The organism is Pelagibacterium sediminicola, assembly GCF_003390885.1.
Classification (GTDB): Bacteria; Pseudomonadota; Alphaproteobacteria; order Rhizobiales; family Devosiaceae; genus Pelagibacterium; species Pelagibacterium sediminicola.
In genome coordinates, this window is the sequence record NZ_QMEL01000006.1 from 47,439 (window position 1) to 70,318 (window position 22,880).

16 protein-coding genes are annotated in these 22,880 nt (G+C 62.5%); 7 read left to right on the top strand and 9 right to left on the bottom strand.

The features are described 5' to 3' along the window. Positions 1-74 precede the first annotated feature (74 nt). The 6 genes from cysS (at position 75) to DQG18_RS10935 (ending at position 7,767) form a co-directional block, all read left to right on the top strand. Entirely contained in the window at positions 75-1,454 is a 1,380-nt protein-coding gene (gene cysS / locus DQG18_RS10910; RefSeq protein WP_116654454.1) for a cysteine--tRNA ligase, read from the top strand. Positions 1,455-1,624: 170 nt separating this feature from the next. Beyond that, on the top strand, positions 1,625-2,038 hold the full coding sequence (locus DQG18_RS10915; RefSeq protein ID WP_245958442.1) for an endonuclease domain-containing protein: 414 nt from the start codon (positions 1,625-1,627) through the stop codon (positions 2,036-2,038). After that, the gene (cimA, locus tag DQG18_RS10920; protein WP_116654301.1) at positions 2,035-3,630 is read left to right on the top strand and encodes a citramalate synthase; all 1,596 of its coding nucleotides are present in this window, start codon (positions 2,035-2,037) and stop codon (positions 3,628-3,630) included. The genes DQG18_RS10915 and cimA overlap by 4 nt, the downstream gene beginning before the upstream one ends. A gap of 62 nt (positions 3,631-3,692) precedes the next feature. Further along, on the top strand, positions 3,693-5,420 hold the full coding sequence (locus DQG18_RS10925; protein ID WP_198669741.1) for a LysM peptidoglycan-binding domain-containing protein: 1,728 nt from the start codon (positions 3,693-3,695) through the stop codon (positions 5,418-5,420). 89 nt (positions 5,421-5,509) lie between these two features. Further along, complete coding sequence (locus DQG18_RS10930; protein ID WP_245958443.1) at positions 5,510-5,836, top strand: ArsR/SmtB family transcription factor; 327 nt, start codon at positions 5,510-5,512, stop codon at positions 5,834-5,836. 29 nt (positions 5,837-5,865) lie between these two features. Next, positions 5,866-7,767 (top strand): ABCB family ABC transporter ATP-binding protein/permease, encoded by a 1,902-nt coding sequence (locus tag DQG18_RS10935; protein ID WP_116654304.1) that lies wholly within the window; start codon positions 5,866-5,868, stop codon positions 7,765-7,767. 211 nt (positions 7,768-7,978) lie between these two features. On the opposite strand, the gene DQG18_RS10940 is transcribed toward DQG18_RS10935, so the two are convergent. From DQG18_RS10940 to DQG18_RS16330, 5 genes are all read right to left on the bottom strand, one after another. Next, positions 7,979-11,293, bottom strand: coding sequence for an efflux RND transporter permease subunit (locus DQG18_RS10940; RefSeq protein ID WP_116654305.1), 3,315 nt, complete (start codon positions 11,291-11,293; stop codon positions 7,979-7,981). After that, a complete protein-coding gene (locus tag DQG18_RS10945) occupies positions 11,290-12,582 on the bottom strand; it encodes an efflux RND transporter periplasmic adaptor subunit (protein WP_116654306.1) in 1,293 nt (430 codons plus the stop codon). Before DQG18_RS10945 ends, DQG18_RS10940 begins: the two co-directional genes overlap by 4 nt. 9 nt (positions 12,583-12,591) lie before the next feature. After that, entirely contained in the window at positions 12,592-13,296 is a 705-nt protein-coding gene (locus tag DQG18_RS10950) for a PadR family transcriptional regulator (protein ID WP_245958444.1), read from the bottom strand. Positions 13,297-13,336: 40 nt separating this feature from the next. Continuing rightward, positions 13,337-14,203 carry a carboxylating nicotinate-nucleotide diphosphorylase gene (gene nadC, locus DQG18_RS10955; RefSeq protein WP_116654308.1) on the bottom strand — a complete coding sequence of 289 codons (867 nt, stop codon included), beginning with the start codon at positions 14,201-14,203 and terminating at the stop codon, positions 13,337-13,339. Between the two features lie 89 nt (positions 14,204-14,292). Then, the gene (locus DQG18_RS16330; protein ID WP_198669742.1) at positions 14,293-14,439 is read right to left on the bottom strand and encodes a hypothetical protein; all 147 of its coding nucleotides are present in this window, start codon (positions 14,437-14,439) and stop codon (positions 14,293-14,295) included. 219 nt (positions 14,440-14,658) lie between these two features. On the opposite strand from DQG18_RS16330, the gene DQG18_RS10965 reads away from it, so the two are divergent. Continuing rightward, positions 14,659-16,782, top strand: a complete 2,124-nt coding sequence (locus DQG18_RS10965) for a putative bifunctional diguanylate cyclase/phosphodiesterase (protein ID WP_116654310.1) — start codon at positions 14,659-14,661, stop codon at positions 16,780-16,782. A gap of 193 nt (positions 16,783-16,975) precedes the next feature. On the opposite strand, the gene DQG18_RS10970 is transcribed toward DQG18_RS10965, so the two are convergent. The 4 genes from DQG18_RS10970 to DQG18_RS10985 form a co-directional block, all read right to left on the bottom strand. Further along, the gene (locus DQG18_RS10970) at positions 16,976-18,235 is read right to left on the bottom strand and encodes an NAD(P)/FAD-dependent oxidoreductase (protein WP_116654311.1); all 1,260 of its coding nucleotides are present in this window, start codon (positions 18,233-18,235) and stop codon (positions 16,976-16,978) included. 8 nt (positions 18,236-18,243) lie between these two features. Continuing rightward, entirely contained in the window at positions 18,244-20,097 is a 1,854-nt protein-coding gene (locus DQG18_RS10975; protein WP_116654455.1) for an extracellular solute-binding protein, read from the bottom strand. 70 nt (positions 20,098-20,167) lie between these two features. Beyond that, complete coding sequence (locus DQG18_RS10980) at positions 20,168-21,775, bottom strand: ABC transporter ATP-binding protein (protein WP_198669744.1); 1,608 nt, start codon at positions 21,773-21,775, stop codon at positions 20,168-20,170. 5 nt (positions 21,776-21,780) lie between these two features. Continuing rightward, positions 21,781-22,875, bottom strand: coding sequence for an ABC transporter permease (locus tag DQG18_RS10985; protein WP_116654313.1), 1,095 nt, complete (start codon positions 22,873-22,875; stop codon positions 21,781-21,783). Between the last annotated feature and the right edge of the window lie 5 nt (positions 22,876-22,880).

Consider the following 22,880-nt stretch of genomic DNA (forward strand, 5'->3'; position numbering starts at 1 on the left):
CGGTTTTCTTTGATCCCCAAGACCGGATTGGACCCGCTGCCAGCGTGAAACACCGCATGTGGGGACTCTTTTCGATGGCGCTCGTTACCAGTCTCAGGCTCTACAACACGCTCGCGCGGAATAAGGAGGCGTTCAAGCCGATCGATCCCGCCAATGTGCGCATGTATGTCTGCGGCCCCACGGTTTACGATTTCGCCCATATCGGCAACGGGCGCCCGGTTATCGTGTTCGACGTGCTGTTCCGCCTGCTCCGGCATCTCTACGGCGACCGGCACGTCACCTATGTGCGCAACATCACCGACGTCGACGACAAGATCAACGCCCGCGCCCTCCGCGACTTCCCCGGTCTGCCGCTCAACGAAGCGATCCGCAAGGTGACCGAAACCACCGCGTCCCGGTTCCGCGAGGATGCGCAGGCGCTCGGGTGCTTGGAGCCCACCCACGAGCCGCGCGCCACCGAACATATCGGCGACATGATCGCGATCATCGAAAGCCTCATCGAAAAGGGCCACGCCTATGAGGCGGGCGGCGAGGTGCTGTTCCGCGTCGAATCCATGCCCGAATACGGCCAGCTTTCGGGGCGCAAACTCGAGGACAACATCGCAGGTGCCCGTGTCGCGGTCGAAGCCCACAAGGAAAATCCCGCCGATTTCGTGCTCTGGAAGCTCTCGAGCGAGGACGAACCGGGCTGGGAGAGCCCCTGGGGCCGGGGACGGCCGGGCTGGCACATCGAGTGCTCGGCGATGAGCGAGACGTTTCTGGGCCAGGTTTTCGACATTCACGGCGGCGGGCTGGACCTGATCTTCCCCCACCACGAAAACGAGATCGCCCAGTCCCGCTGCGCCCACGGCACCAACATGATGGCCAACTACTGGATGCATAACGGCTATCTTCAGGTCGAGGGCCGGAAGATGAGCAAGTCCGAGGGCAATTTCATCACCATCCACGACCTGCTGGAAACCGACACGTTCGGTGGCCGGAAATGGCCCGGCGAAGTGCTGCGGCTGGCGATGCTGATGACCCACTACCGCGAGCCGATCGATTTTTCCGTGGCGCGGCTGGAGGAGGCCGAACGCATCGCGCTACGTGCCCACGAATATGTCGAGGGTGTGGAGGCCGGAACAGCGCCTACTGAATTCGTGGCTCTTCTGGCCGACGATCTCAATACCCCCGGCGCCATCAACTGGCTGAGCGCCCAGCGCAAGGACAGTGCCATCACCCCGGCCGATTTCAGGGCAGCCTATGAGCTTTTGGGCCTGACGCTGGCTCGCCGGGACGTGCAACCTGCCTTCGACCCCGAACACTTCGTCACCGAACGCCTTGCCGCGCTGGCCGCAAAAGACTTCGCCAAGGCCGACGCCATCCGCGCCGAACTGCTCGAACAGGGTATCCAGCTGATGGACTACAAGGACGAGAGCGGCGAGCGCCGGACGAAGTGGGAGGTCAGGCGGTGAGTGGAAAGAGGGATAGGCCGGACGAGGGGGGAGGGATCGCGCACCCCTCACCCCCAGCCCCTCTCCCTCAAGGGGAGAGGGGGGCTCAAGAACCGAAGAGCCCCGGTTGCCCTTCTCCCCTTGAGGGAGAAGGTGGCCCGGCGCAGCCGGGTCGGATGAGGGGTGCTGCGGTGCCCCGGCAACCTGCCGGGTCGCAATGGCGGCACGAAACCCCCAGGCGCAATCGCGGTTTCGCCAAAACCATGCGCCGCAACCCCACCGAGGCGGAACAAAAGCTCTGGCTGCTCCTCAAGGATCGCCGCTTTGCCAGCTACAAGTTCCGCCGCCAGGTGCCCATTGGCCCCTATATTGCGGATTTCGTCTGCTATTCCGCGCGCCTGATCGTCGAACTCGACGGCAGCCAGCACGCCGACGGGGTCGATATCCGGCGCGATGAATGGCTTGCCGCCAAGGGGTTTGAGGTGCTGCGTGTCTGGAACAACGATCTCACATCCGGGGAAGCCGCTGTTTCCGACGCTATCTGGAACCGTCTTGACGCGAGCGCCCATGGCCGGCATCCACTCCAATCCAGCGATACTCAATGACCAAAGAACGCCTCTATCTTTTCGATACGACCCTGCGCGATGGCGCCCAGACCACGGGCGTTGAATTTTCGCTTGAGGACAAGATCACCATCGCCGGGCTGCTCGACGGGTTGGGGATCGATTATGTCGAGGGTGGTTATCCGGGGGCCAATGTGGTCGATACCGCGCTGTTTGAAGAAAAGCGCACGACATCGGCGCAGTTTGTCGCCTTCGGCATGACCAAGCGGGCCGGGCGTTCGGTTGCCAACGATCCCGGCATTCAGGATCTGGTGGGGTCGGCGGCCGACGCGGTATGCTTCGTCTCCAAGGCCTGGGACCATCAGGTCAAGCTCGCGTTGGGCATCTCGACGAAGGAAAACCTCAAGAGCCTTTCAGAAAGCATCGCCGCCGCGATCGCGGCGGGCAAGGAAGCGTTCGTCGATTGCGAGCATTTCTTCGACGGCTACAAGGCCAACCGGGACTATGCGCTCGCCTCTGTCAGCACCGCGCTGGAGGCCGGCGCGCGCTGGGTGGTGCTGTGCGACACCAATGGCGGCACCATGCCTTCGGAAATCGAGGAAATCGTCACCGATGTGCTGAGCGTTGCGCCAGGCGACAGGCTTGGCATCCACGCCCATGACGACACCGGTCAGGCCGTGGCCAATTCGCTTGCCGCCGTGCGCGCGGGCGTGCGGCACATACAAGGCACGCTCAACGGGCTGGGTGAACGCTGCGGCAACGCCAATCTCGTGACGCTGATTCCCACTCTCGTGCTCAAGCCGGTGTTCGCCGAGCGTTTCGAGACCGGCATCACTGTGGAAAAACTCAGGACCCTGACCCATGTTTCGCGCGTCTTCGATGAGATATTGAACCGCGCCCCCTATCGCCAGGCGCCCTATGTCGGCGCATCGGCCTTTGCGACCAAGGCGGGCATCCATGCCTCGGCGCTCGCCAAGGACCCCTCGACCTATGAGCATGTGGCGCCAGAGAGCGTAGGCAACGAGCGCGCGGTGATGGTCTCCCAGCAGGCGGGAAAATCCAACCTCCTGACCGCGCTGGCGCGTTTCGGAATCGATCTTGCCAAGGACGACCCGCGCCTCGACAAGATGCTCCGGCAGGTCAAGGAGCGCGAGGCGCGCGGCTATTCCTATGACGGGGCCGAAGCCTCGTTCTATCTTCTCGCTCACAAAGTGTTGGGAACGCTTCCCTTTTTCTTCGACGTCACGAGCTATCGCGTCGGTGTCGAGCGCCGCCACAATGCGCGGGGCGATCTGATCACCGTCTCCGAGGCGGTGGTCAAGATCGACATCGAGGGCGAGATGTTCATGTCGGTCGCCGAAGGCAACGGCCCGGTCAACGCGCTCGATCTGGCCATGCGCAAGGACCTGGGCAAGTATTCGCAACGGATCGACGATCTCGAGCTTGTCGATTTCAAAGTCCGTATTCTGGATGGCGGCACCGGCGCCATCACCCGCGTGCTGATCGAAAGCAGCGACGGAACGGGCGAGCGCTGGTTCACGGTGGGCGTCTCCCCCAATATCATTGATGCCTCGTTCGAGGCTTTGTATGAGTCTTTTACCTATAAATTGATGAAGACGCAGGGCGCGCTATAGTTCATAAAACAGAAGACCTATCGCCGATTCTTCATGACCGGCGCTGAGGCGTCGCCCGCTTTTTGGAGGAGGGAACTCTGGCCGGCCCATTTACTCCCGTCGTTCTTGCCGTCATTGCCGCCGTCACCACGGGTGTCGTCGTTGCAGGTGTCGTCACCGGGCCTACGGTCATGGGCTGCATCGAACGCGGCGATTTCAGCCAATGTATCGGCGAGGCTTATTTCGGGGCGGAACCCGCCGCCGTGGCAGCGGATGCGCAACCTGAACCGGAGACTGTCGAGCCCGAGCCCGAGGAGCAGGAACCGGTTGCGGCGCTTGTGGTGCCTGAGTTCACGCTCGTGCGCGTCGAGCCGGATGGATCAGCGGTCATTGCGGGGGCCGCGACCCCGGACAGTGAAGTCCGCATTTTTGCCAATGACGATCTGCTGGGCAGCGAGGCCACCGAATCCGGCGGCGATTTTGCATACGTGACCGCCGAGCCGCTGCCCTCGGGCGGCGTGGAACTGCGGCTGCTCGACGTGGCGTCCGGAGAATTTGCCACCACCTCGATCGTCGTGATCGTGCAGGACGACAGGACCAGTGAACCCCTTGTGGTCGCTTCCGAACCGGGGGCGGCGAGCGAGATACTGCAGGGACTCGAAACGCCCGCTGCGCCAGCGGCGATCGAGCCTGCCGCCGAACCGGCACCCGAGCCGGTCGAAGCTGAAACACCCGCGCCGCCAGCCGAGGAAATCGTCGCCGTTGCCGAGGCGAACGATACAACGCCCAAGGCCGAAGCGCCTGCGCCCGTCGAGACGGAAGCGCTCGCCGTGGCGGAAACGCCGGTTGTCGAGGAAACCCCGGCTGTCGAGCAAGCGCCTGCCGTCGAACAAGCCCCGGTCGCACAAGAAACTCCGGCGATGGAAGAAGCTTCAGCCCCCGATGCAACTCCGGTTGCAGAGGAGGTGCCGGCGCCCGAGCCGGATGTCCAGGAGGACGTCGTGGAGCCGCGCCCGGCTGTCGAGGAAACGGTTGCGGTGGCCGCGCCTGCCGAACCCGCCGCGCCGGAAGCGCCCGAGACGCCCGCTGTCGCGATCGTGCCGCCCACCATAGATGCCGTTGAAATCGATGGCGACCGCAACTTCTTTGCCGGTGGCGGCACCGAAGATCTGGTCCTGCGTCTTTACGTGGAGAATCGTCCGGTCGGCACGGCCGAGGTTCAGGATGGCCGTTGGCTGATCGAGGCGGAAAACGTGCTCACGGCGCAATCGCAGCGCATCCGCGCCGACATGATCGATGCGGAGGGCGAGGTCGTGGGGCGGGCGGAAGTTGATTTCGTCATCGATCTGCCCGAGCCCGATCCGGTAGACGCACCCGTTGAGGGAGCTGAACAGGTGAGCGCCGTGGCCGAAGCGCCCGAGCTTGCTGTGGAACCCGAACCTGTCGTGGACTCTGCGCCAGCGCCTGTGTCCCAGCCCACACCCGAGGTGGCGTCTGAACCGGAGGCCGCTCCCGTGACAACGCCTGAGCCCGAGGGAGTATCGGAGCCTGCCCCGGAGCCACAGCCAGCGGCGGAACCGGTTCCAACCCTTGTCGGTGTCATCGAAGGCGAGCGCACCACATCGGGCCATGTCATCATCCGGCGTGGCGATAACCTTTGGACCATCGCGCGGCGCGTTTATGGCGAGGGGCTTCGCTATACCCAGATATACGAGGCCAATGCCAACCATATCCGTGACCCAGATCTGATCTACCCGGGTCAGGTGTTCGACCTGCCGGGCAGCGATATGGTGATCGGCGAACAGGATTGATCCCGTTAAGTCGGGATGGACCCATCCGCGCCGGACTTGTTTCCGGCGGAAATTTCTTCTATCGTAAAATAACGATGGAAGATGATGGCATGGAAGACGAACAGCTTTCTTTGACCCTGCGGGCGCTTGGCCATCCGGTCCGGCTCGAGATTCTGCGCATCCTGATGGCGCGGGCCGACAGTTGCTGCTGTAACGACATCACCGACTGCCTGTCTCTGGCCCAGAGCACGGTCTCCCAGCATCTCAAGGTCCTGCTCGATGCTGGCATCATTGAGCGTGAGGCGCGGGGCACGCGTAACAATTATTGCGTATGCATCGACCGGCTCGCCGCGTTCGGCACCGCCGTCACCGCCTATCTCGACAAACTTGGGCGGGTGCCAGCGGCCTGCAACCCTACGCTCGCAAGCACATTCTGATACCTCACTCCGACTTCAAGGCATAACAAATGGCGACTGCGCCCAAAGTGAGCGCCGATGCGGGCGCCACCCTTTCGACTATCCGCAACCTGTGGACCTATATCTGGCCCGCCGACCGCCCCGACCTGCGCAGGCGGGTGGTATTGGCCCTTTCCGCGCTGCTCGCCGCCAAGGTGGCAACGACGCTGGTGCCGTTCGCCTATAAGGGCGTCATCGACGCGTTCGACGCCACCGGCCCGGACGCCGCGTTGATCCTTGGGCTTGCCGTTCCCATCGTTTTCGTCATTGCCTATGGTGTGGGACAGATCGTCGATGCGGGTTTCCAGCAATTGCGCGACATCCTGTTCGCTTCGGTCGGCCAGCACGCGGTGCGCCGCCTTGCCTACGAGACCTTCGTCCATATCCATCGTCTCTCGCTGCGCTTCCATCTCCAGCGCAAGACTGGCGGGCTCTCGCGCATCATCGAGCGTGGCACCAAGGGCATCGAGACGATCGTGCGCTTCACCATGCTCAACACCGCGCCTACGATTATCGAGTTCGTGATCGTGGGGGTTGTCTTCGGAGTCCTGTTCGGATGGACGTATGTGGCGGTATTGCTCGCCATGGTCGCGCTCTATCTCTGGTTCACCGTCAGCGCCAGCAACTGGCGTATTACCATCCGCCGCGATATGAACGAGAGCGATACCGACGCCAACTCCAAGGCCGTCGACAGCCTGCTCAACTTCGAGACCGTCAAGTATTTCGGCAACGAAAAGCTTGAAGCGGCCCGCTTCGACGGCGCCATGGCGGGCTATGAGCGTGCCGCCACCCGCATCTGGACCTCGCTGGGCGTACTCAATTTCGGACAGGGCGTCATTTTCTGGCTTGGCATGATCGTCATTTCCATCATGGCGGCCCGGGGCGTGATGGCCGGCGACATCAGCGTCGGCGATTTCGTCCTGCTCAACACCTTCATGATGCAGATCTATCGCCCGCTCAACCAGATCGGTTTTGTCTATCGCGAGATCCGGCAGGGGCTGGCCGATATCGAGGCAATGTTCGTCCTGCTTGGTCAGAAGCCGGAAATTGCCGATGCTCCGGCGGCTCAACCCCTTGCAATCGCCGGCCCGGTCCTGCGATTCGAGGACGTTCATTTCCACTACGATGCGGATCGCAAAATCCTGAAGGGCATCAGCTTCGAGGTGCCCGCCGGCAAGACCATCGCCGTGGTGGGGCCGTCCGGGGCGGGAAAATCCACCATCTCCCGCCTGATCTACCGCTTTTATGACGCCACTTCGGGCCGGATCGCCATCGATGGTCAGGATGTGCGCGACGTGACGCAAGAATCGCTGCGCTCCGCCATCGGCATGGTCCCGCAGGATACGGTCCTCTTCAACGACACCATCGCCTACAACATCCGCTATGGCCGCCCGGACTCCACTGATGACGAGGTGCGCGCCGCCGCCGAAATGGCGCAGATCTCCGATTTCATCGAACGGCTTCCTCACGGATACCAAACCCAGGTCGGCGAGCGCGGCCTGAAACTCTCGGGCGGCGAAAAACAGCGCGTCGCCATCGCTCGCACCATCCTCAAAGCCCCACCCATCCTCATCCTCGATGAAGCCACCTCGGCCCTCGATACCCAGACCGAACGCGACATCCAGTCCGCGCTGGACCAGGTGTCGAGGGGGCGCACGACGCTGGTCATCGCCCACCGGCTCTCGACTGTCATCAGCGCGGACGAGATCATCGTCCTGCGTGACGGAACGATCGCCGAGCGCGGCACCCACGAAACCCTCCTCTCCGCCAACGGCCTTTACGCCCAGATGTGGAACCGCCAGCGCGAAGCCGCCGAAGCCAGCGAACGCCTCCGCGCCGCGCAGGTCGACCCTGAAGGTTTCGTCACGCGGCGGGAGCGGCTGGTCGAGGAAGTGGGGGAGGGGGGAGAATAAGTTCCGGCTGGCACCGCAGCACCCCTCGCCCCCAGCCCCTCTCCCTCAAGGGGGGCTCAAGAGCTGAAACATCCACAGGATTTCCCTTCTCCCCTTGAGGGAGAAGGTGGATCGGGCCGTAGGCCCGAGACGGATGAGGGGTGCTGCGATGCTAACCATAAACGCCCGATAAAAAAAGCCCCGCCTGAGAGCGGGGCTTTTTCGATTTGTCTTACTCAGCCGCCGGTCTTCGCGACACCACTGTGACCCCATTCTCGTTACGCTCGACGAGTGTTGTATCCTTGGTCACCACATGCGCACTCGCACCTTGCGCGGCGGGGACTTCGACCGCCATGCCGTCAAAGCCTGAGGGCATTTCGTCATCGGCCGATCTGCGGTTCCGGAAACGGTCGCGCAACTCGCGGATGCGGGCCTTGATGACGGCTGGTGCGGTGACCATCACCGGTACCATGATCAGTGTCAGCGCGGTCGAAAAGAACAGTCCGCTCACCAGCGCTGCAGAGAGATGGACGAACCAGAACCCGGCGATGCCGCCCACAACGATCTCGCGGCGGATGAAGTCGAATTCCACATTCGCCCACATCGGAATGACGCCGAGCGCGGTAAGGAACGCGGTGAGCAGCACCGGCCGCACGCGCTGCGCGGCGGTCAGCAGCATGGCCGTGATCGGCTCGACGCCCTGCGCGCGGTTGTAGTCGTTATAGGTATCGATCAGCACGATACCGTTCTTGACGACGATACCCGCCAGCGCGACGACCCCCAGCCCGGTCATGATGGCCGAAAAGCTCATGCCCGTCGCAAGCATGCCCAGCAGCACCCCGGCCACCGACATGACGACGGTCGAGAGCGTCACGGCCACCTGATAGAAGCTGTTGTATTCGAGCAGCAGGATCAGGAAGATCATGAACAGCGCCGCCATGAAGGCCTGTCCGATGAACGCATTGGCATCGCCCATCTGCTCCTCGGCCCCGCCAAAGGCGAACGTGGTGCCATCGGGCCAGGTCTGGGCATCGAGCCACGATTGCAACTCGGCGACGCGCTCGGCGGGATATACGCCCTCGGGCAGATTGACCAGATTGGCCGCGACCGGCATCACATAGACTTGGTTGCGCCGCTCGATATTGGCAACCTTGGGCACCGGCTGGCGGTTGATGAAGTTCGAGACCGGCACCATGCCCTGCTGGGTCGCTATCCGCATGGAATCGAGCGCATCCATCGTCCGCTCCTCGATCGGAAGCCGGACCTTGATGTCGAGTTCGTCACCGGTCTGCTGATCGCGATAGGTGCCCAGATTGACACCCGAGGTTACGAGCTGGACATAGGGCGCAAGCTCCCGCACGCCGACACCGTACCGCGCTGCCTCGACCCGGTCGATGGTCACCTGCCAGTCGATGCCCGGCGAGGGGCGCCCGTCCTCGATATCGGCTGTGTTGGGCAACTCGGTTTCCAGATATGTCCGGATGCGCTCCACGGTAGGCGCGAGAGTCTCGTAATTGGTGCTCTCGACGCGCATGTTGATGTCTTTGCCCGCCGGAGGGCCGTCTTCGGCGGCCAGCACCTGAACCTGCAGGCCGGAAATATCGGCAACGCGCGAGCGTATGTCGGTAAATATCTCCTCGGCCCGCACCCGGTTGTTGTAGTTGACGAGCTGGATCTGGAAATTGCCGACCGTGTCGGGCGGCATGGTGCCCATGGCGCCCGTCGTGCCGAACTGCATGATGACGTCCTGGATGCCCACGACATTGAGTAGCTCGTCCTCGACCTCGGTCAGCATGTCGCGGATTTCTTCGGGAGAGTAATTGCCGCGCGCAACGACCGCTACGGTTGCGTATTCAGGCTCGGACGCAGGGAAGGCCTCGACGCCCGTGGGATTGGCCGCATAGGCAAAGAACACTCCGAAAACGATGCCGAAGCCCACGAGCAGAGTCAGGATGGGGTGGTGCAGGAGCGTTGACATCACCCGCACATACACCCCCGTCAGGCCCTTGACTCTGTCGACGTGAAATCTCTCGGGATACATCACGATGTCGGCGGCTTCCTTGCGGGCCGGGTCGACATGGGTCGAGGCGATGATGGCGCCGAGCACCGGCATGAAGATCAGCGCCGAGATGAACGATGCGGACATTACCACGATAACGATGGTTGGCAGATCCGTCATGAACTTGCCGATGATGCCGGGCCAGAACAGCAGCGGCACGAACGCCGCCAGCGTCGTCGCTGTCGCCCCGATCACCGGCACGAACATCTTGTACATCGCCTGGATGAAGGCTTCCTTCTTGGGAACCCCTTCCTGAAGCTTGCGCTCGGCGTATTCCACGACGACGACTGGATCGTCCACCAGCACGCCCACCGCGATCACGAGGCCGAACATGACCATCATGTTGATCGTCATGCCGGTCATCTGCATGTAGAGGAACGCGATCATGAACGAGAGTGGGATCGACATGCCGATAAGGAACGCGGCCCGCACCCCGAGCACGGCAACGCAGGTGATGAGCACCAGAGCCACGGCCGTGATCACGGCCGCTTCGAGCGAGCGGAACAGGTGGGTGGTCGTCTCAGCCTGATCGAGAAAGAAGCTGTGCCCGATCCCCTGCGGCCACTGGGCGGAGATCTGGGCGGTCATTGCCCGGACCTCGTCGGAAACCTCGATGATGTTGGTTCCGGCCTTCTTGCTCACACCCAGGATCAGGGCAGGGGAGCCGTTGATATTGGTGTATTCGGTTGCGTCTTCGAGCGTACGGGTGACCGATGCGATATCGCCGAATGTCACCACGGTGTTGCCGTCCGTCTTGATTGGCAGCTCGAACACGTCCTGGGCCGATGAGATCAGCCCCGGCACTTCGACCTGGAAGGAGCCCTGGCCAGTGTTGAGCGTGCCGCCCGGCACGACGAGATTGTTGCGCGCCAGAGCGTCGAAAAGCTGGCTGGCGGTCAGGTTGTAAGCTTCGAGGCGCAGAAGATCTATGGTGATCTCGACGATCTCGTCGCGTGAGCCCGAAAGAGTGACCTCGCGGACATCGTTTATGCCTTCCAGCGCGGTCTTGAGCTCCTCGGCGCGGCGGACCAGCTCTCGCTCGGGTACATCGCCATAGATCCCCACCGAGATGATCGGGAAGCCGACGATGTCGATTTCGTTGACACTGGGATCGTCGGCATCGGCGGGGAGCTTGGCCTTGATCGCATCGATACGCGCGCGCGTGTCTGCCACGGCCTGGTCCGTATCTACATTGGCATCGAACTCGAGGATGACCGAGGCGTGCCCGGTCGTCGAGGTCGAGGTCATGTTGACAAGGCCGCTGAGTCCGTTGAGTTCTTCCTCGGCGGGCTTGGCGAGCAGGTTTTCTGCATCGCGCGGGGAGACGCCCGTCTGGCTGATCGAGACATAGAGATAGGGGACGTCGATCGCCGGGAAGCTCTCTTTGGGCAGGATCGAGTAGGACAGCCCGCCCGCGAGCAGAAGCAGCGCCATCACCGTCATGACGACGCGGGGCATGCGCAGGATGCGCTCGATGAAATTCGTCATGTGCGGGTGCTCGCTTGGTTCGATTGAACAGGATCGCCGGCCGCTTCCTCGCTGCCTGCCCTCACGGCTTGCCCGTCGCGCACGAATTCCTGGCCGATCGTGATGACATCGATGGATGCGGGCAGCCCGGTAACCCAGACGCCTTCGCGTGTGTCGGAAACGATCGTCACGGGATGGAACTCAACGATACCGCCCTTGACCGAGCGCACGCCCAGCACACCCTCGTCATCGAGCGTCAGGACCGACTGGGGGAGAAGGTGGCCGGGAATGGTCCCCATATTGACCACCGCCTCGGCGGTCAGCCCGTCCCGGACTGCGAAGCTGGAATTGTCGGCTTCGATTTCGATGGGGAAGGAGCGTGTGGCATTGTCGGCGGAAGCGGCAATGAATGTCACCTTGCCGTCGAGCGTCAGCCCGGTCACCGTCGTGACCTTCGCATCGAGCCCGGTCCGCGCCAGGGCGATATTGGCCTCGGCGACATTGCTCATGAAAACGATGGGATCGAGCTGAACGATGGTTGCACAAGCTCCGCCGGGATTGAGCATTTCACCCACCGATGCGACCGGTGCTTCGACCAGCCCGCCCACCTTGGCGACGATTCGCGTGCGCTCCAGTTCGGCTTCTGCGTTGTCGAGTCCAGCACGCGCCGCCGAAACCGCTGCCCTCGCCGATGCCAGCGCGGCCTCGACAGCGCTTGCGGTATTGGCTGGTGCAAGCCCGCGCTCGCGAAGCGAGGCGTTGGTGTCGAAATCAAGCTGCGCCTGCGCGAGTCCGGCCTCCGCCTGCGCCAGCCCCGCCTCGGCCTGGCCGACCGCTGCTTGCCGGGTTCCCTGTTCCAGCGTGCACAGCAGTTCACCCGCTTCGATACGCTGGCCCTTGGTAACGTGGACCGATTGCACGATGCCCGAGGTTTCCGCCGCTGCCGTGATATGGGCCGTGGCGGCGGTACGGCCCCGGAGCGTCACCTCGACCGGCAATTGCTGGAGGGTGAAGGTCTGGGTGCGGACCGAAACGATTGCATCCGAACCGCCATTTTCCTGTGCGATCCGTTCCGCGATTGTCATCCGCGCTCGCGCGATTTCCTCGTCGGAATGGGGCTTTGCCAGTATTCCTGCTTCATCGAGCGCTGTGGTCAGGGAGCCATTCTGGTCGCCCTCGATTAGCCCGGCAATCGATTTTTCGCCGTTGCCCGCGCCCTGTCCGCCAAGGACGAGCGTACCGGAAGCCATCCATAGCGCCGCGATGAGCAAAATTATGGCCGACAGGCCGAATGATTTGAGTGCGTGCATCTTATGCCCCTATTCAGCAGCCTGCGAAGTGTGGCCCTGGTTGTCGGGCACTGCGGACGCAATTAAGTCGCTCATGTGGTCTCTGAGATAATTTTGTGCAAGTTCCAAAACGACGATTCCGTAGCGGACCACCCACGCATCGTTTGTATGACCGGATGCGGGAAGCCGGTCGGTTCCGCTCTCCAGTTCTTTTTCGACCTTCCTCAGTTCCGCGATATTGCCCGCAATCTCCGCCAGCCGCTCCTCGATCCGGGCGCGGACCAGGCTTGCGGGCAATAGGTGCGCAAAGCGCGCAAACAAAAGGAACGGGCTGCGGTAAACGTCCTCGCCCAGGGGTTCGAACAGCGCATCGACGAACGCGGTGCGGCCCGCATCGGTGATCGAATATACTTTCTTTGAGGGCTTGCCCTTCTGATGCGCGATGCTGCTGGTGACGAGTCCATCATCCTCAAGCCTTGCCAGCGCAGGATAGATCGATCCAAAGCTTGCCTCCACGAAATAAGAGCATTCGCCCTCGGTGCACATCTTGCGGATTTCATATCCGCTCGCATCCTGCGTATAGAGAATGGATAGGCAAAGGGTCCGCACATTCATGGCGATGGCCTTGCAAACAAAACGTCTTGATAGAGGTGCGGCATATGCCGGACGAGAATATGGCGGGCCTATATATGATCGTCGGGCAGAGCGCAATGGGAACGAGTGCCGCAGTGCCATGATGCGGGCCGCGTCGTCAATATTTTCTTACAAAAACGCGTCAGCCAAGCATAACCACGTCCAGCCCGAGATCCAGAGGCGCCGCCGCCATGGTGATTCTGCTCGAGGAGATGTAATCCACGCCCGTTTCGGCAATCGAGCGGACCCGTTCGAGCGTCACATTACCCGAGGCTTCGAGTTTTGCGCGGCCTGTGGCCATCGCTACGCCCCTTGCGAGCGTTTCGTTGTCCATATTGTCGAGCAGCACCGCCGCTGCGCCTGCATCGAGCGCGTCTTCAAGCTGATCGAGCGTATCGACTTCGACCTCGACCGCCACCAGATGCCCCGCAAAGGCGCGCGCCGCCTCGATCGCGGCGCGGACGCCACCGACAACCGCAATGTGGTTGTCCTTGATCAGAATCGCGTCATCGAGCCCGAACCGGTGATTGTGGCCGCCTCCGCACCTCACTGCGTATTTTTCCAGCGCCCGCAGACCCGGCGTCGTCTTGCGCGTGCAACAGACACGTGCCCCTGTGCCCGCCACGGCATCGGCGAACCGGCGGGTGAGGGTTGCGACCCCGCTCAAATGGGTAAGGAAGTTGAGCGCCGTCCGCTCGGCGGCAAGGATCAGCCGCGCATTGCCCGAGACTTCCAGTATCGGCATCCCGGCGTCCAGCTTGGCGCCATCTTCCACGAACGGGGTGACCGCAAGACCCGGGCCGATCAGCCTGAACGCGGTACTTGCGCAGTCCAGCCCGCACAGCGTGCCCTCGCTGCGCGCATTGATGCGCGCAACGGCGGTGGCATTGGGCGATATAGTCGCCTGGCTCGTTATGTCTCCTGCTTGTCCAAGATCTTCCTCGAGCGCGGTTATGACCGCGCGTTCAACGATATGGAGCGGCACGAGCGGGGCGTAGGCAGGCGGCATAGGCTAAATCCGGTCAAAGCAAGCGTGCGCCGTTCGTCGGGCGCGTCCCGCCCCATGCTTTAAAGGGCGGCGCTGCCCGGGGGAAGCCCTCAGTTGGCTTCGACCGAGACGCCCTGCTCGTTGAGCTCGATCTGAACGCCGCTCGGCTCGCTTTGCTGCTGATACATATAGATACCGAAACCGACGACGACTACCACCAGAACGGCGATGACGGCATAAAGGCCCTGACGTGACATGAAAATGCGTCTCCCTCGATAACGCGTTGCGATTATCATCAGAACGCTCATCGGGCGTTCGTGTTCCCTGATGGCTCCGGTCGATGGATGATCCATTGGATATTAACGTCTCATTTGCCACATCACAGGAAAGGATTGCCGGGGCCATCCGGTTCACCTTTGATTCAGGGCCATCGGCAAAACTACGCAGCTTGAATTGGGGGAGTGCAGTTGAACGTGATGCGACGAGACGGGACCGATAACGCCCTGGCGGTCGAGACGGTGCTCGATTCGATGCCGTATGGCATGTGCCTCTGGGGCAAGGATCACACGATCCTGCTGTTCAACCATGCCTACGCCGCCGCATTCGGTCTTGAGGAGGGGGCGTTCCGGGCCGGAATGCACCTGCGCGAGGCGATAAAGCTGGTACTCGATGCCGGAAACTATTTCGGCTATTCGGTCGACGATCTTTACGAGAACATGCTCGAACGCTTCGACCGGCAGGTCGAGGGAGCGCTGCCCCGCGAATACCAGCAGGTGCTGCGCGACCGGAACATCCGCACCACCTATTCGGCCCGCGCCGGGCTCGGCTGGCTCGTGACCCACGAGGATATCACCGACGCCAACGACCACATCACCGCGCTCTCGCGCCGCGAAGCGGAACTCGCCAAGCAGGCCATGCGGTTCGAGACGGCAGTGGACAACATGGCCCACGGCCTGTGCATGATCGACCCCGATCACCGCCTCGTCATCTGCAACTCGAACTATGCGAGCCTTTACGAGCTGCCCGAAGATCTCCAATGCCCCGGCACGCTTCTGACCGACATCATGGACTACCGCTTCGATAACGGCATGCGGCCCAAGGATGGCCCCATCGCCTTTCTCCAGCGCCGCGTGCAGACCATAACGGAAGGCAAGCGGGCCATCGATATCTGCGAGTTCGAGAACGGCCAGATCATCTCGGTCGTCCATCAGCCCATGGCCGATGGCGGCTGGGTCGAAACCCATCAGGATATCACCGAGCAGCGCCGTTCCGAAGCACGCATCCATCACCTCGCCCGGCACGACGCGCTTACCGACCTGCCCAACCGGACTCTCTTCGCAGAGGAAATGGTGATGGCCGAATCCCGCGTGCGGCGCGGGGAAATGATGGCCGTTCTGTGCTTCGATCTCGATCACTTCAAGATCATCAACGATACGCTGGGTCACGCCATTGGCGATGCGGTTCTCAAGGAGGTCGCGGCGCGGATCAACCATACCAAGCGCGAGCACGAAACCGCCGCCCGGCTCGGCGGCGACGAGTTCGCCCTTCTGGCCGGCCCGCTCAAGGGACCGAAGGACGTTGCCGCGCTGTCGGAACGCTTGATCGCCGCGATCAGCGAACCCATGGATATCGAAGGGCATCGCGTGATGGTCGGCACCTCCATCGGCATTGCTATCGCGCCGACCGACGGGGAAATCGGCGAGACCCTCATGAAAAACGCCGACCTTGCGCTTTACCGCGCCAAGGGCGACGGACGGGGCAATTATCGCTTTTTTGAAAAGGGCATGGACGCCACCATGCAGCACCGCCGCCTGCTCGAAAGCGGGCTCAAGCTTGGGATTATCCGCGATGAGTTCTCGCTGGTCTTCCAGCCGCTGATGGAACTCGAAAGCAACCGCGTGTCATGTTTCGAGGCGCTGCTTCGCTGGGACAATGCCGAACTTGGCGTTGTCTCGCCGGTCGAGTTCATTCCGGTTGCCGAGGAAATCGGTTTCATCGTTCCGCTGGGTGAATGGGTGCTGCGTGAGGCCTGCCGGGTCGCTGCGACCTGGCCGGGCGAAACCCGCATCGCGATCAATCTTTCCCCCATCCAGTTCAAGAGCCGCCGCCTGCTCGATGTCGTGCGCGATGCTCTCGATGAGGCGGGACTGTCCCCGAACCGGCTCGAACTCGAAATTACCGAATCCGTCATGCTCGCGGATTCCGAACAGACCCTCGAAACGCTGCACGATTTGCGGGCCATGGGCGTGCGGATTTCCATGGACGATTTCGGCACGGGCTATTCCTCGCTCTCGTACCTGCGCGCCTTTCCCTTCGACAAGATCAAGATCGACCGGTCCTTCATCGAGGACGTCGGCTCGACCGACGCCAATTTCGAGATCATCAAGGCGGTCATCGCGCTTGGCCGGAGCCTTGGCATGTCGACAACGGCGGAAGGGGTGGAAACCGAAGCCCAGCTCGACGCCGTCCGCGCCCATGGCTGCGACGAGATCCAGGGTTTCCTCTTCTCGCGCCCCTTGAGCGAACGCGATGCCGCCGAACTCATCCATCGGCTATCACCCGGTGCTGCCGTAACGGGAGAAAAGCGCGAGGCGGGGTAGGCGGTATCCGGCGTTTACAGCAAGCATCGCTGGCCCCCTCACCCGACCTCCGCTTCGCTTCGGCCACCTTCTCCCGCAAGGGGAGAAGGGGAATCGGGGCTCCTCGGCTCTTGAGCCCCCCTCTCTCCTTGCGGGAGAGGGGTTGGGGTGAGGGGGCTGCGATGCCTCCCCAAACGCAGAGTGCCCACAGGCCCTAACGCCGATAGCTCCCCGCGAACCGGTCCATCCCGAACGGCGCGATGTCGATGGCCGGTTTTTCCCCCGTCATCACCTGCGCCAGAAGGTGGCCCGTTGCAGGCCCCAGCGTGAAGCCGTGATGGGCGTGCCCGATCCCGGTCCACAGGCCACGATGCTTGGGCGCGGGGCCGATGATCGGCATCATGTCCGGCGTGCAGGGCCGCGCGCCCTTCCACGGTTGCGGATCGAGCCGTTCCCCGAGCGGGAACATTTCCCTTGCCGCCTTTTCCGCGCGGCCAAGCTGGATGGGGGAGGGGGCGGCGTCGCGCATGGCAAATTCCGCACCCGTCGTCAGCCGGATGCCCCGCGCCATCGGCGCGAGCAGATAGCCGATATCGGCATCGATGATCCAGTTGTTGAGGGTGGCGCCGCCCTCGGTGCCGTAATGCATGTGGTAGCCGCGCTTGACGAACAGCGGCAGCCTGTAGCCCAGCGGTTCGAGCACTTCCGGCGCCCATGGCCCAAGGGTAACGACCGCCTCCCGGCCCGAAACCTTCTCGCCCTCGATTTCGACCGCCCATCCATCGGCGTCCTGGTGCAGATTTTTGGCCGCGCCGTGCCTGAACTGCCCGCCAAGCGATTTGTAATACTCGAAATAGGCCGCGACCAGCGCGCCGGGGTCCTTGATCGTCCACGGATCGGTCCACTGGATCGCACCCGCCAGCTTGATACGGAAATCGGGCTCGATCGCCGCAACGTCATCGCCCGACAGCAGGGCGTGGTTGACCCCGTAAAGCTCGTGGTCTTCCTGCGCCCTTATTTCCTCTTCGCGCAGCTTGCCTTCGTTGCGGAACCCCAGCAGCCAACCCTTTTTGACCACCAGATCCTCGGCGCCGGATGCCGCGATCAGGTCGGCGTGTTCATCGATCGAAAGGCCGATCAGTGGCGCATAGCTCTTGACGATCTTTTTGTAGTGGCTGGGCGAGGACTCCCACCAGTATCGCAGCAGGGGCGGCGTGATGCGGGGCAGGGCCAGCGGATCGTATCGCGCCGCTGTCGAAAGATGCAGCCCCACCTGCATCAGCATCGCAAGATCGCGCGGGAAGGCGTGCGGGCGCACCCCTTCGCGCTGGATGATCCCCGCATTGCCAAACGAGGTCTCGAGCCCCGGCTCGCGCTTGTCCACCAGAAGGACGGACCGCCCCCGCCGCGTGAGATGAATGGCGGTGGAAACCCCGACGATACCGGCGCCGAGAACTATCACATCGTATTTCATACTTGCCCCTATCGTGCAGTGCCGCCTGTCGCAGCCGCCTTTTCCTCATCCCACCACCAGATCTCGGGGAAACCGATGGCATAGTAGGGAAGCTCCTCGGGATGGCTGAACCGGTTCCAGTGCGCGATGCGGAACACGTTGCTCGTATATGTCGGCACGATGAAGTGATTCCACAAAAGGACGCGGTCGAGCGCCTTTGTCGCCGCCACCAGCGTTTCCCGGTCCGGCGCAAAGATGATGCGGTCGATCAGATGGTCGATGGCCGGGTCCGATATCCCTGCGTAGTTGCGCGAACTGTCGACATCGGCCGACGAGGACCCCCAGAAATCGCGCTGCTCGTTGCCCGGCGACATGGACTGGGCCCATGACGCATAGATCACATCGTAGTCCCGTGCGCGGACGCGGTTGATATATTGCGGCGAATCCACCGTGCGCACCGTGACGTTTGCCCCGATGGTATTGAGGTTTTCCGCAAAGCTCAGGGCAACCGCTTCCAGCAACGGCCCGTTGAGCAGGATCTCGAAGCCGAACTGCGTGCCGGCTTCATCGACGAGCCGCGTGCCGTCAAGCCGATAGCCCGCCTCGTTGAAAAGCCTCAGCGCCTCGCGCAGATTCTCGCGTGAGGCATCCTCGTCCCCCCCGACCGGATTGGTGTAGCGTTCCGTGAACACTTCGGGCGGAACGCCGTCCCGTACCTCTTCGAGAATTTCCAGTTCGAGCCCTTCGGGCAACCCTTCATGGGCAAGCTCGGAGTTGAAGAAATAGGAATCGATGCGCTGGTAGAGCCCGTAGAACAGCGTGCGGCTCAGCTCCTCGAAGTCGAACGCGTAATTGAGCGCTTCGCGCACGCGCATATCCTGGAACTTCTCCTCGCGCAGATTGGGCAGGAAGCCCAGCATCAGCCCCGCGCTGCGATAGGGTTCTTCGAATTCCTCGCGCACGATGCGCCCGTCATTGACCGCGGGAAAGTCGTAGGCCGTAGCCCAGCGGCGTGCGGTGTTCTCGAGCCACCAGTCGAATTCATCGGCCTTGAAGGCCTCGAACATGATGGTCGAATCGCGGAAATACTCGACGCGGTATTCGTCGAAGTTCGAGGACCCGATATTCACCGGAAGGTCGGCTCCCCAGTAATCCTCGACCCTGCGGAACGTGACCGTGCGGCCCGGCACGAAGCTCTCCAGCCTGTATGGGCCGGAGCCCAGCGGCGGTTCGAGCGTCGAAGCGCGGATGTCGCGTTTCTCCCCATTGGCGTTCTCGCCTTCCCACCAGTGCCTGGGCAGCACGAGCAACTGGCCCATGATGTGGGGGAGTTCGCGGTTTCCCGTTTCATCGAACCGGAACGTGACTTCTCCGGGCGCCGGGATTTCGACCTCGCTCACATTGGCATAATAGCTCTGATAGAACGGGCTGAGTTCAAGCAGCGTCTCGAAAGACCAGACCACATCCTGGGCTGTCACGGGTTCCCCATCGTGCCAACGGGCATCGGGGTCCATGCGGAAGGTGACCGAGGAGTAATCGTCGGGGTAGCGCAGGGCATCGGCCAAAAGGCCGTATTGGGTGTAAAGCTCGTCCTGCGAACTGGTCATCAGGGTCTCGAACAGCAGCCCCAGTCCGGTGGCCGTCTCGCCTTGGGGCAGTATCGGATTGAACGTATCGAACGTCCCCTGCGCCGAAAGGCGCACGGTACCACCCTTGGGTGCGTCGGGGTTGACGTAATCGAAATGCGGAAAGCCTTCAGGGTATTTCGGCGCCTGCTCGGTGAGATCGGTGGCATGAAGCCAGCCGCTGTCGTCCTGCGCGTGGAGTGGCATCGCAAGGCCCATCAGGGCGGCAAGCGAAAGTCCGATGGCGAGGGGTTTCATGGCGAACTCCACAGCAAGGATATGAAAGGCGATCTTAACGCGTCCTGCGCGAATTTCGAGGCGTGAATTGTCACGGGGCCGCATCGTCCAGCGCGGCTGCGAGCAACGTCCTTGTATAGTCGTGCCGTGGGGCATTGAAAATGTCAGCGGTGGGCCCTTGCTCGACGATTTTGCCCGCCAGCATCACGACGACCTCGGAGGCAAGCGCCCGTACGACGCGCAGATTGTGCGATATGAACACATAGGTCAGCCCGCGCTTTTCCTGCAGATCGCGGAGCAGCTTGACGATCTGGGCCTGCACGCTCATGTCCAGCGCCGAAGTCGGCTCATCGAGAATGATCAGGTCCGGTTCGAGCACCAGCGCCCGCGCAATGGCGATCCTCTGGCGCTGTCCGCCGGAAAATTCGTGCGGATAGCGGTGCCCCATCCCGGGGTCGAGGCCGACCTCCCCGAGCACTTCGGCCACCCTTTGCCGCCGCTCGGAGGCCGAAAGGCCCCGCTGGTGGACCAGCAGCCCCTCGGCGATGATGTCCTCGACCGTCATGCGCGGTGAAAGCGACCCGTAGGGGTCCTGAAACACCACCTGCATGTTGCGCCGCAGCGGCCGCATCGCCTTCCATGAGCGGCCCGCGATGTTCTCGCCCAGAAAGATGACCCGGCCCCTGGACGACACCAGCCGCAGCATGGCGAGCCCCAGCGTCGTCTTGCCCGATCCGGATTCCCCTACGACGCCAAGTGTCTCGCCCCGTTTTACGGCGATGCTGACCCCGTCGACCGCCTTGATATGCCCCGTCGTCTGGCGCAGCACGCCGGATTTTACAGGAAACCATACTTTCAAATCCTCGGTCGCGATGAGAGGGGCCCCGGTGGCCTGCGATGGCGGCGGCGCATCGAGCAGTTCTGCCGAAAGCAATTGCCGCGTGTAATCATGTTGCGGAGCGGCGAACAGCGCTTCGGTCGTGTTGCGCTCGACGATCTCGCCCTTCTGCATCACGCACACCGTGTCGGCGACGCGCCGCACGATCCCGAGATCGTGCGTGATGAACAGCATCGCCATCCCCATCCGCGCTTGCAGGCGTTTGAGCAGGTCGAGGATCTGCGCCTGCACCGTGACATCGAGGGCGGTGGTTGGCTCGTCGGCGATCAGCAGGTCCGGCGCGTTGGCCAGCGCCATGGCGATCATCACCCGCTGCCGCTGCCCGCCCGACAATTGGTGCGGATAGGCGCCGAGCCGCGATTCCGGGTCGGGAATGCCGACCGCATCGAGCAGCTCGAGCACCCGCGTCCGCGCCGCTGCTCTCCCCAGCCCCATATGGATCGATAAAATCTCGCTGATCTGCTTTTCGATGGTGTGGAGCGGATTGAGCGATGTCATCGGCTCCTGGAAGATTATCGAAATATCGTTCCCCCGCACCCCCCGCAGCGCCTTCTCGTCCGCATCGAGCAGGTTCCGGCCTTTAAAGAGGATTTCCCCTTTTGGATGATGCGCCGATGGATAAGGCAGCAGCCTGAGCACTGAAAGCGCCGTCACCGACTTGCCCGACCCCGACTCCCCGACCAGCGCCAGCGTCTCGCCCCTGGCGATATCGAAACTGACATCGCGCACCGCGTTGACGACGGTGTCACCCGTGCGGAAATCGGCATGGAGGTTGCGGATGGAGAGGAGGGGGGAGGTCATTGCTGTCACCCGAATGTCTTGCGCGGATCGAATGCGTCGCGCACCGCTTCGCCTGCGAAAACCAGAAGGCTCAGCATGATCGAGATGACGGCGAAGCCCGTAAGGCCCAGCCATGGCGCCTGGATGTTGTTCTTGCCCTGCGCCAGCAATTCGCCGAGCGAGGGCGAGCCGGGAGGCAGGCCGAAGCCGAGAAAGTCGAGGGCCGTCAGCGTCGTGATCGAGCCGCCGAGGATGAACGGCATGAAGGTGAGCGTTGCGACCATGGCGTTGGGCAGAAGGTGCCGGAACATTATGGTCCAGTTGCCCACCCCCAGCGCCCGTGCCGCGTTGACATACTCGAAATTGCGCCCGCGCAGGAATTCGGCGCGCACCACTCCCACCAGAGCCACCCACGAGAACAGGAGGATGATGACCAACAACACCCAGAAGCCTGGGACGATGACGCTCGAAATGATCAGCAGCAGGTAAAGCGAGGGGATAGAGGTCCAGATTTCGATGAAACGCTGGAACAGCAGATCCGTCCAGCCCCCGAAATAGCCCTGCACCGCCCCGGCCACCACGCCCACGACCGACGAGAGAAGCGTCAGCGTGACTCCGAACAGCACCGAGATGCGGAACCCGTAAACGAGCCGCGCAAAGACGTCGCGCCCCTGATCGTCTGTGCCCAGAATGTGCGAATTGCCCAGAACGCACATGGCATCGTTCACCCCGTCTCGATGGCGCGCGCACACTTCTTCTGCCGGCATCATCCATGATGGCGGAGCAGGCGCGGGCACGGGCAGGGCGCTGTCCACGGTCCGGTGCGAATAGCGGAACAGCGGCCAGATCATCCAGCCATGCCCGTTGATTTCCTCCTGGATCACCCGCGAACGATACTGCGTCACTGCCAGGAACCCTCCGAACTTGCTTTCGGGATAGTCGACAACGATGGGAAACAGCAGTTCGCCCTTGTAGATTGCGATGATCGGGCGGTCATTGGTGATGAGTTCGGCAAAAAGGGTCAGCCCCACCAGTAAGATGAATATCCAGAAGGCCCAGTAGCCGCGCCTGTTGCGCCGGAAATTATCCAGCCTGCGCCGGTTGAGCGCCGAAAGCTCCATAGGCT

Coding starts and splice junctions, on each gene's coding strand:
- cysS (WP_116654454.1), top strand. CDS start 75: ATGGCGCTCGTTACCAGTCTCAGGCTCTACAACACGCTCGCGCGGAAT.
- cimA (WP_116654301.1), top strand. CDS start 2,035: ATGACCAAAGAACGCCTCTATCTTTTCGATACGACCCTGCGCGATGGC.
- DQG18_RS10930 (WP_245958443.1), top strand. CDS start 5,510: ATGGAAGACGAACAGCTTTCTTTGACCCTGCGGGCGCTTGGCCATCCG.
- DQG18_RS10935 (WP_116654304.1), top strand. CDS start 5,866: ATGGCGACTGCGCCCAAAGTGAGCGCCGATGCGGGCGCCACCCTTTCG.
- DQG18_RS10940 (WP_116654305.1), bottom strand. CDS start 11,293: ATGACGAATTTCATCGAGCGCATCCTGCGCATGCCCCGCGTCGTCATG.
- DQG18_RS10945 (WP_116654306.1), bottom strand. CDS start 12,582: ATGCACGCACTCAAATCATTCGGCCTGTCGGCCATAATTTTGCTCATC.
- DQG18_RS10950 (WP_245958444.1), bottom strand. CDS start 13,296: ATGGCACTGCGGCACTCGTTCCCATTGCGCTCTGCCCGACGATCATAT.
- nadC (WP_116654308.1), bottom strand. CDS start 14,203: ATGCCGCCTGCCTACGCCCCGCTCGTGCCGCTCCATATCGTTGAACGC.
- DQG18_RS16330 (WP_198669742.1), bottom strand. CDS start 14,439: ATGTCACGTCAGGGCCTTTATGCCGTCATCGCCGTTCTGGTGGTAGTC.
- DQG18_RS10965 (WP_116654310.1), top strand. CDS start 14,659: ATGCGACGAGACGGGACCGATAACGCCCTGGCGGTCGAGACGGTGCTC.
- DQG18_RS10970 (WP_116654311.1), bottom strand. CDS start 18,235: ATGAAATACGATGTGATAGTTCTCGGCGCCGGTATCGTCGGGGTTTCC.
- DQG18_RS10975 (WP_116654455.1), bottom strand. CDS start 20,097: ATGAAACCCCTCGCCATCGGACTTTCGCTTGCCGCCCTGATGGGCCTT.
- DQG18_RS10980 (WP_198669744.1), bottom strand. CDS start 21,775: ATGACCTCCCCCCTCCTCTCCATCCGCAACCTCCATGCCGATTTCCGC.
- DQG18_RS10985 (WP_116654313.1), bottom strand. CDS start 22,875: ATGGAGCTTTCGGCGCTCAACCGGCGCAGGCTGGATAATTTCCGGCGC.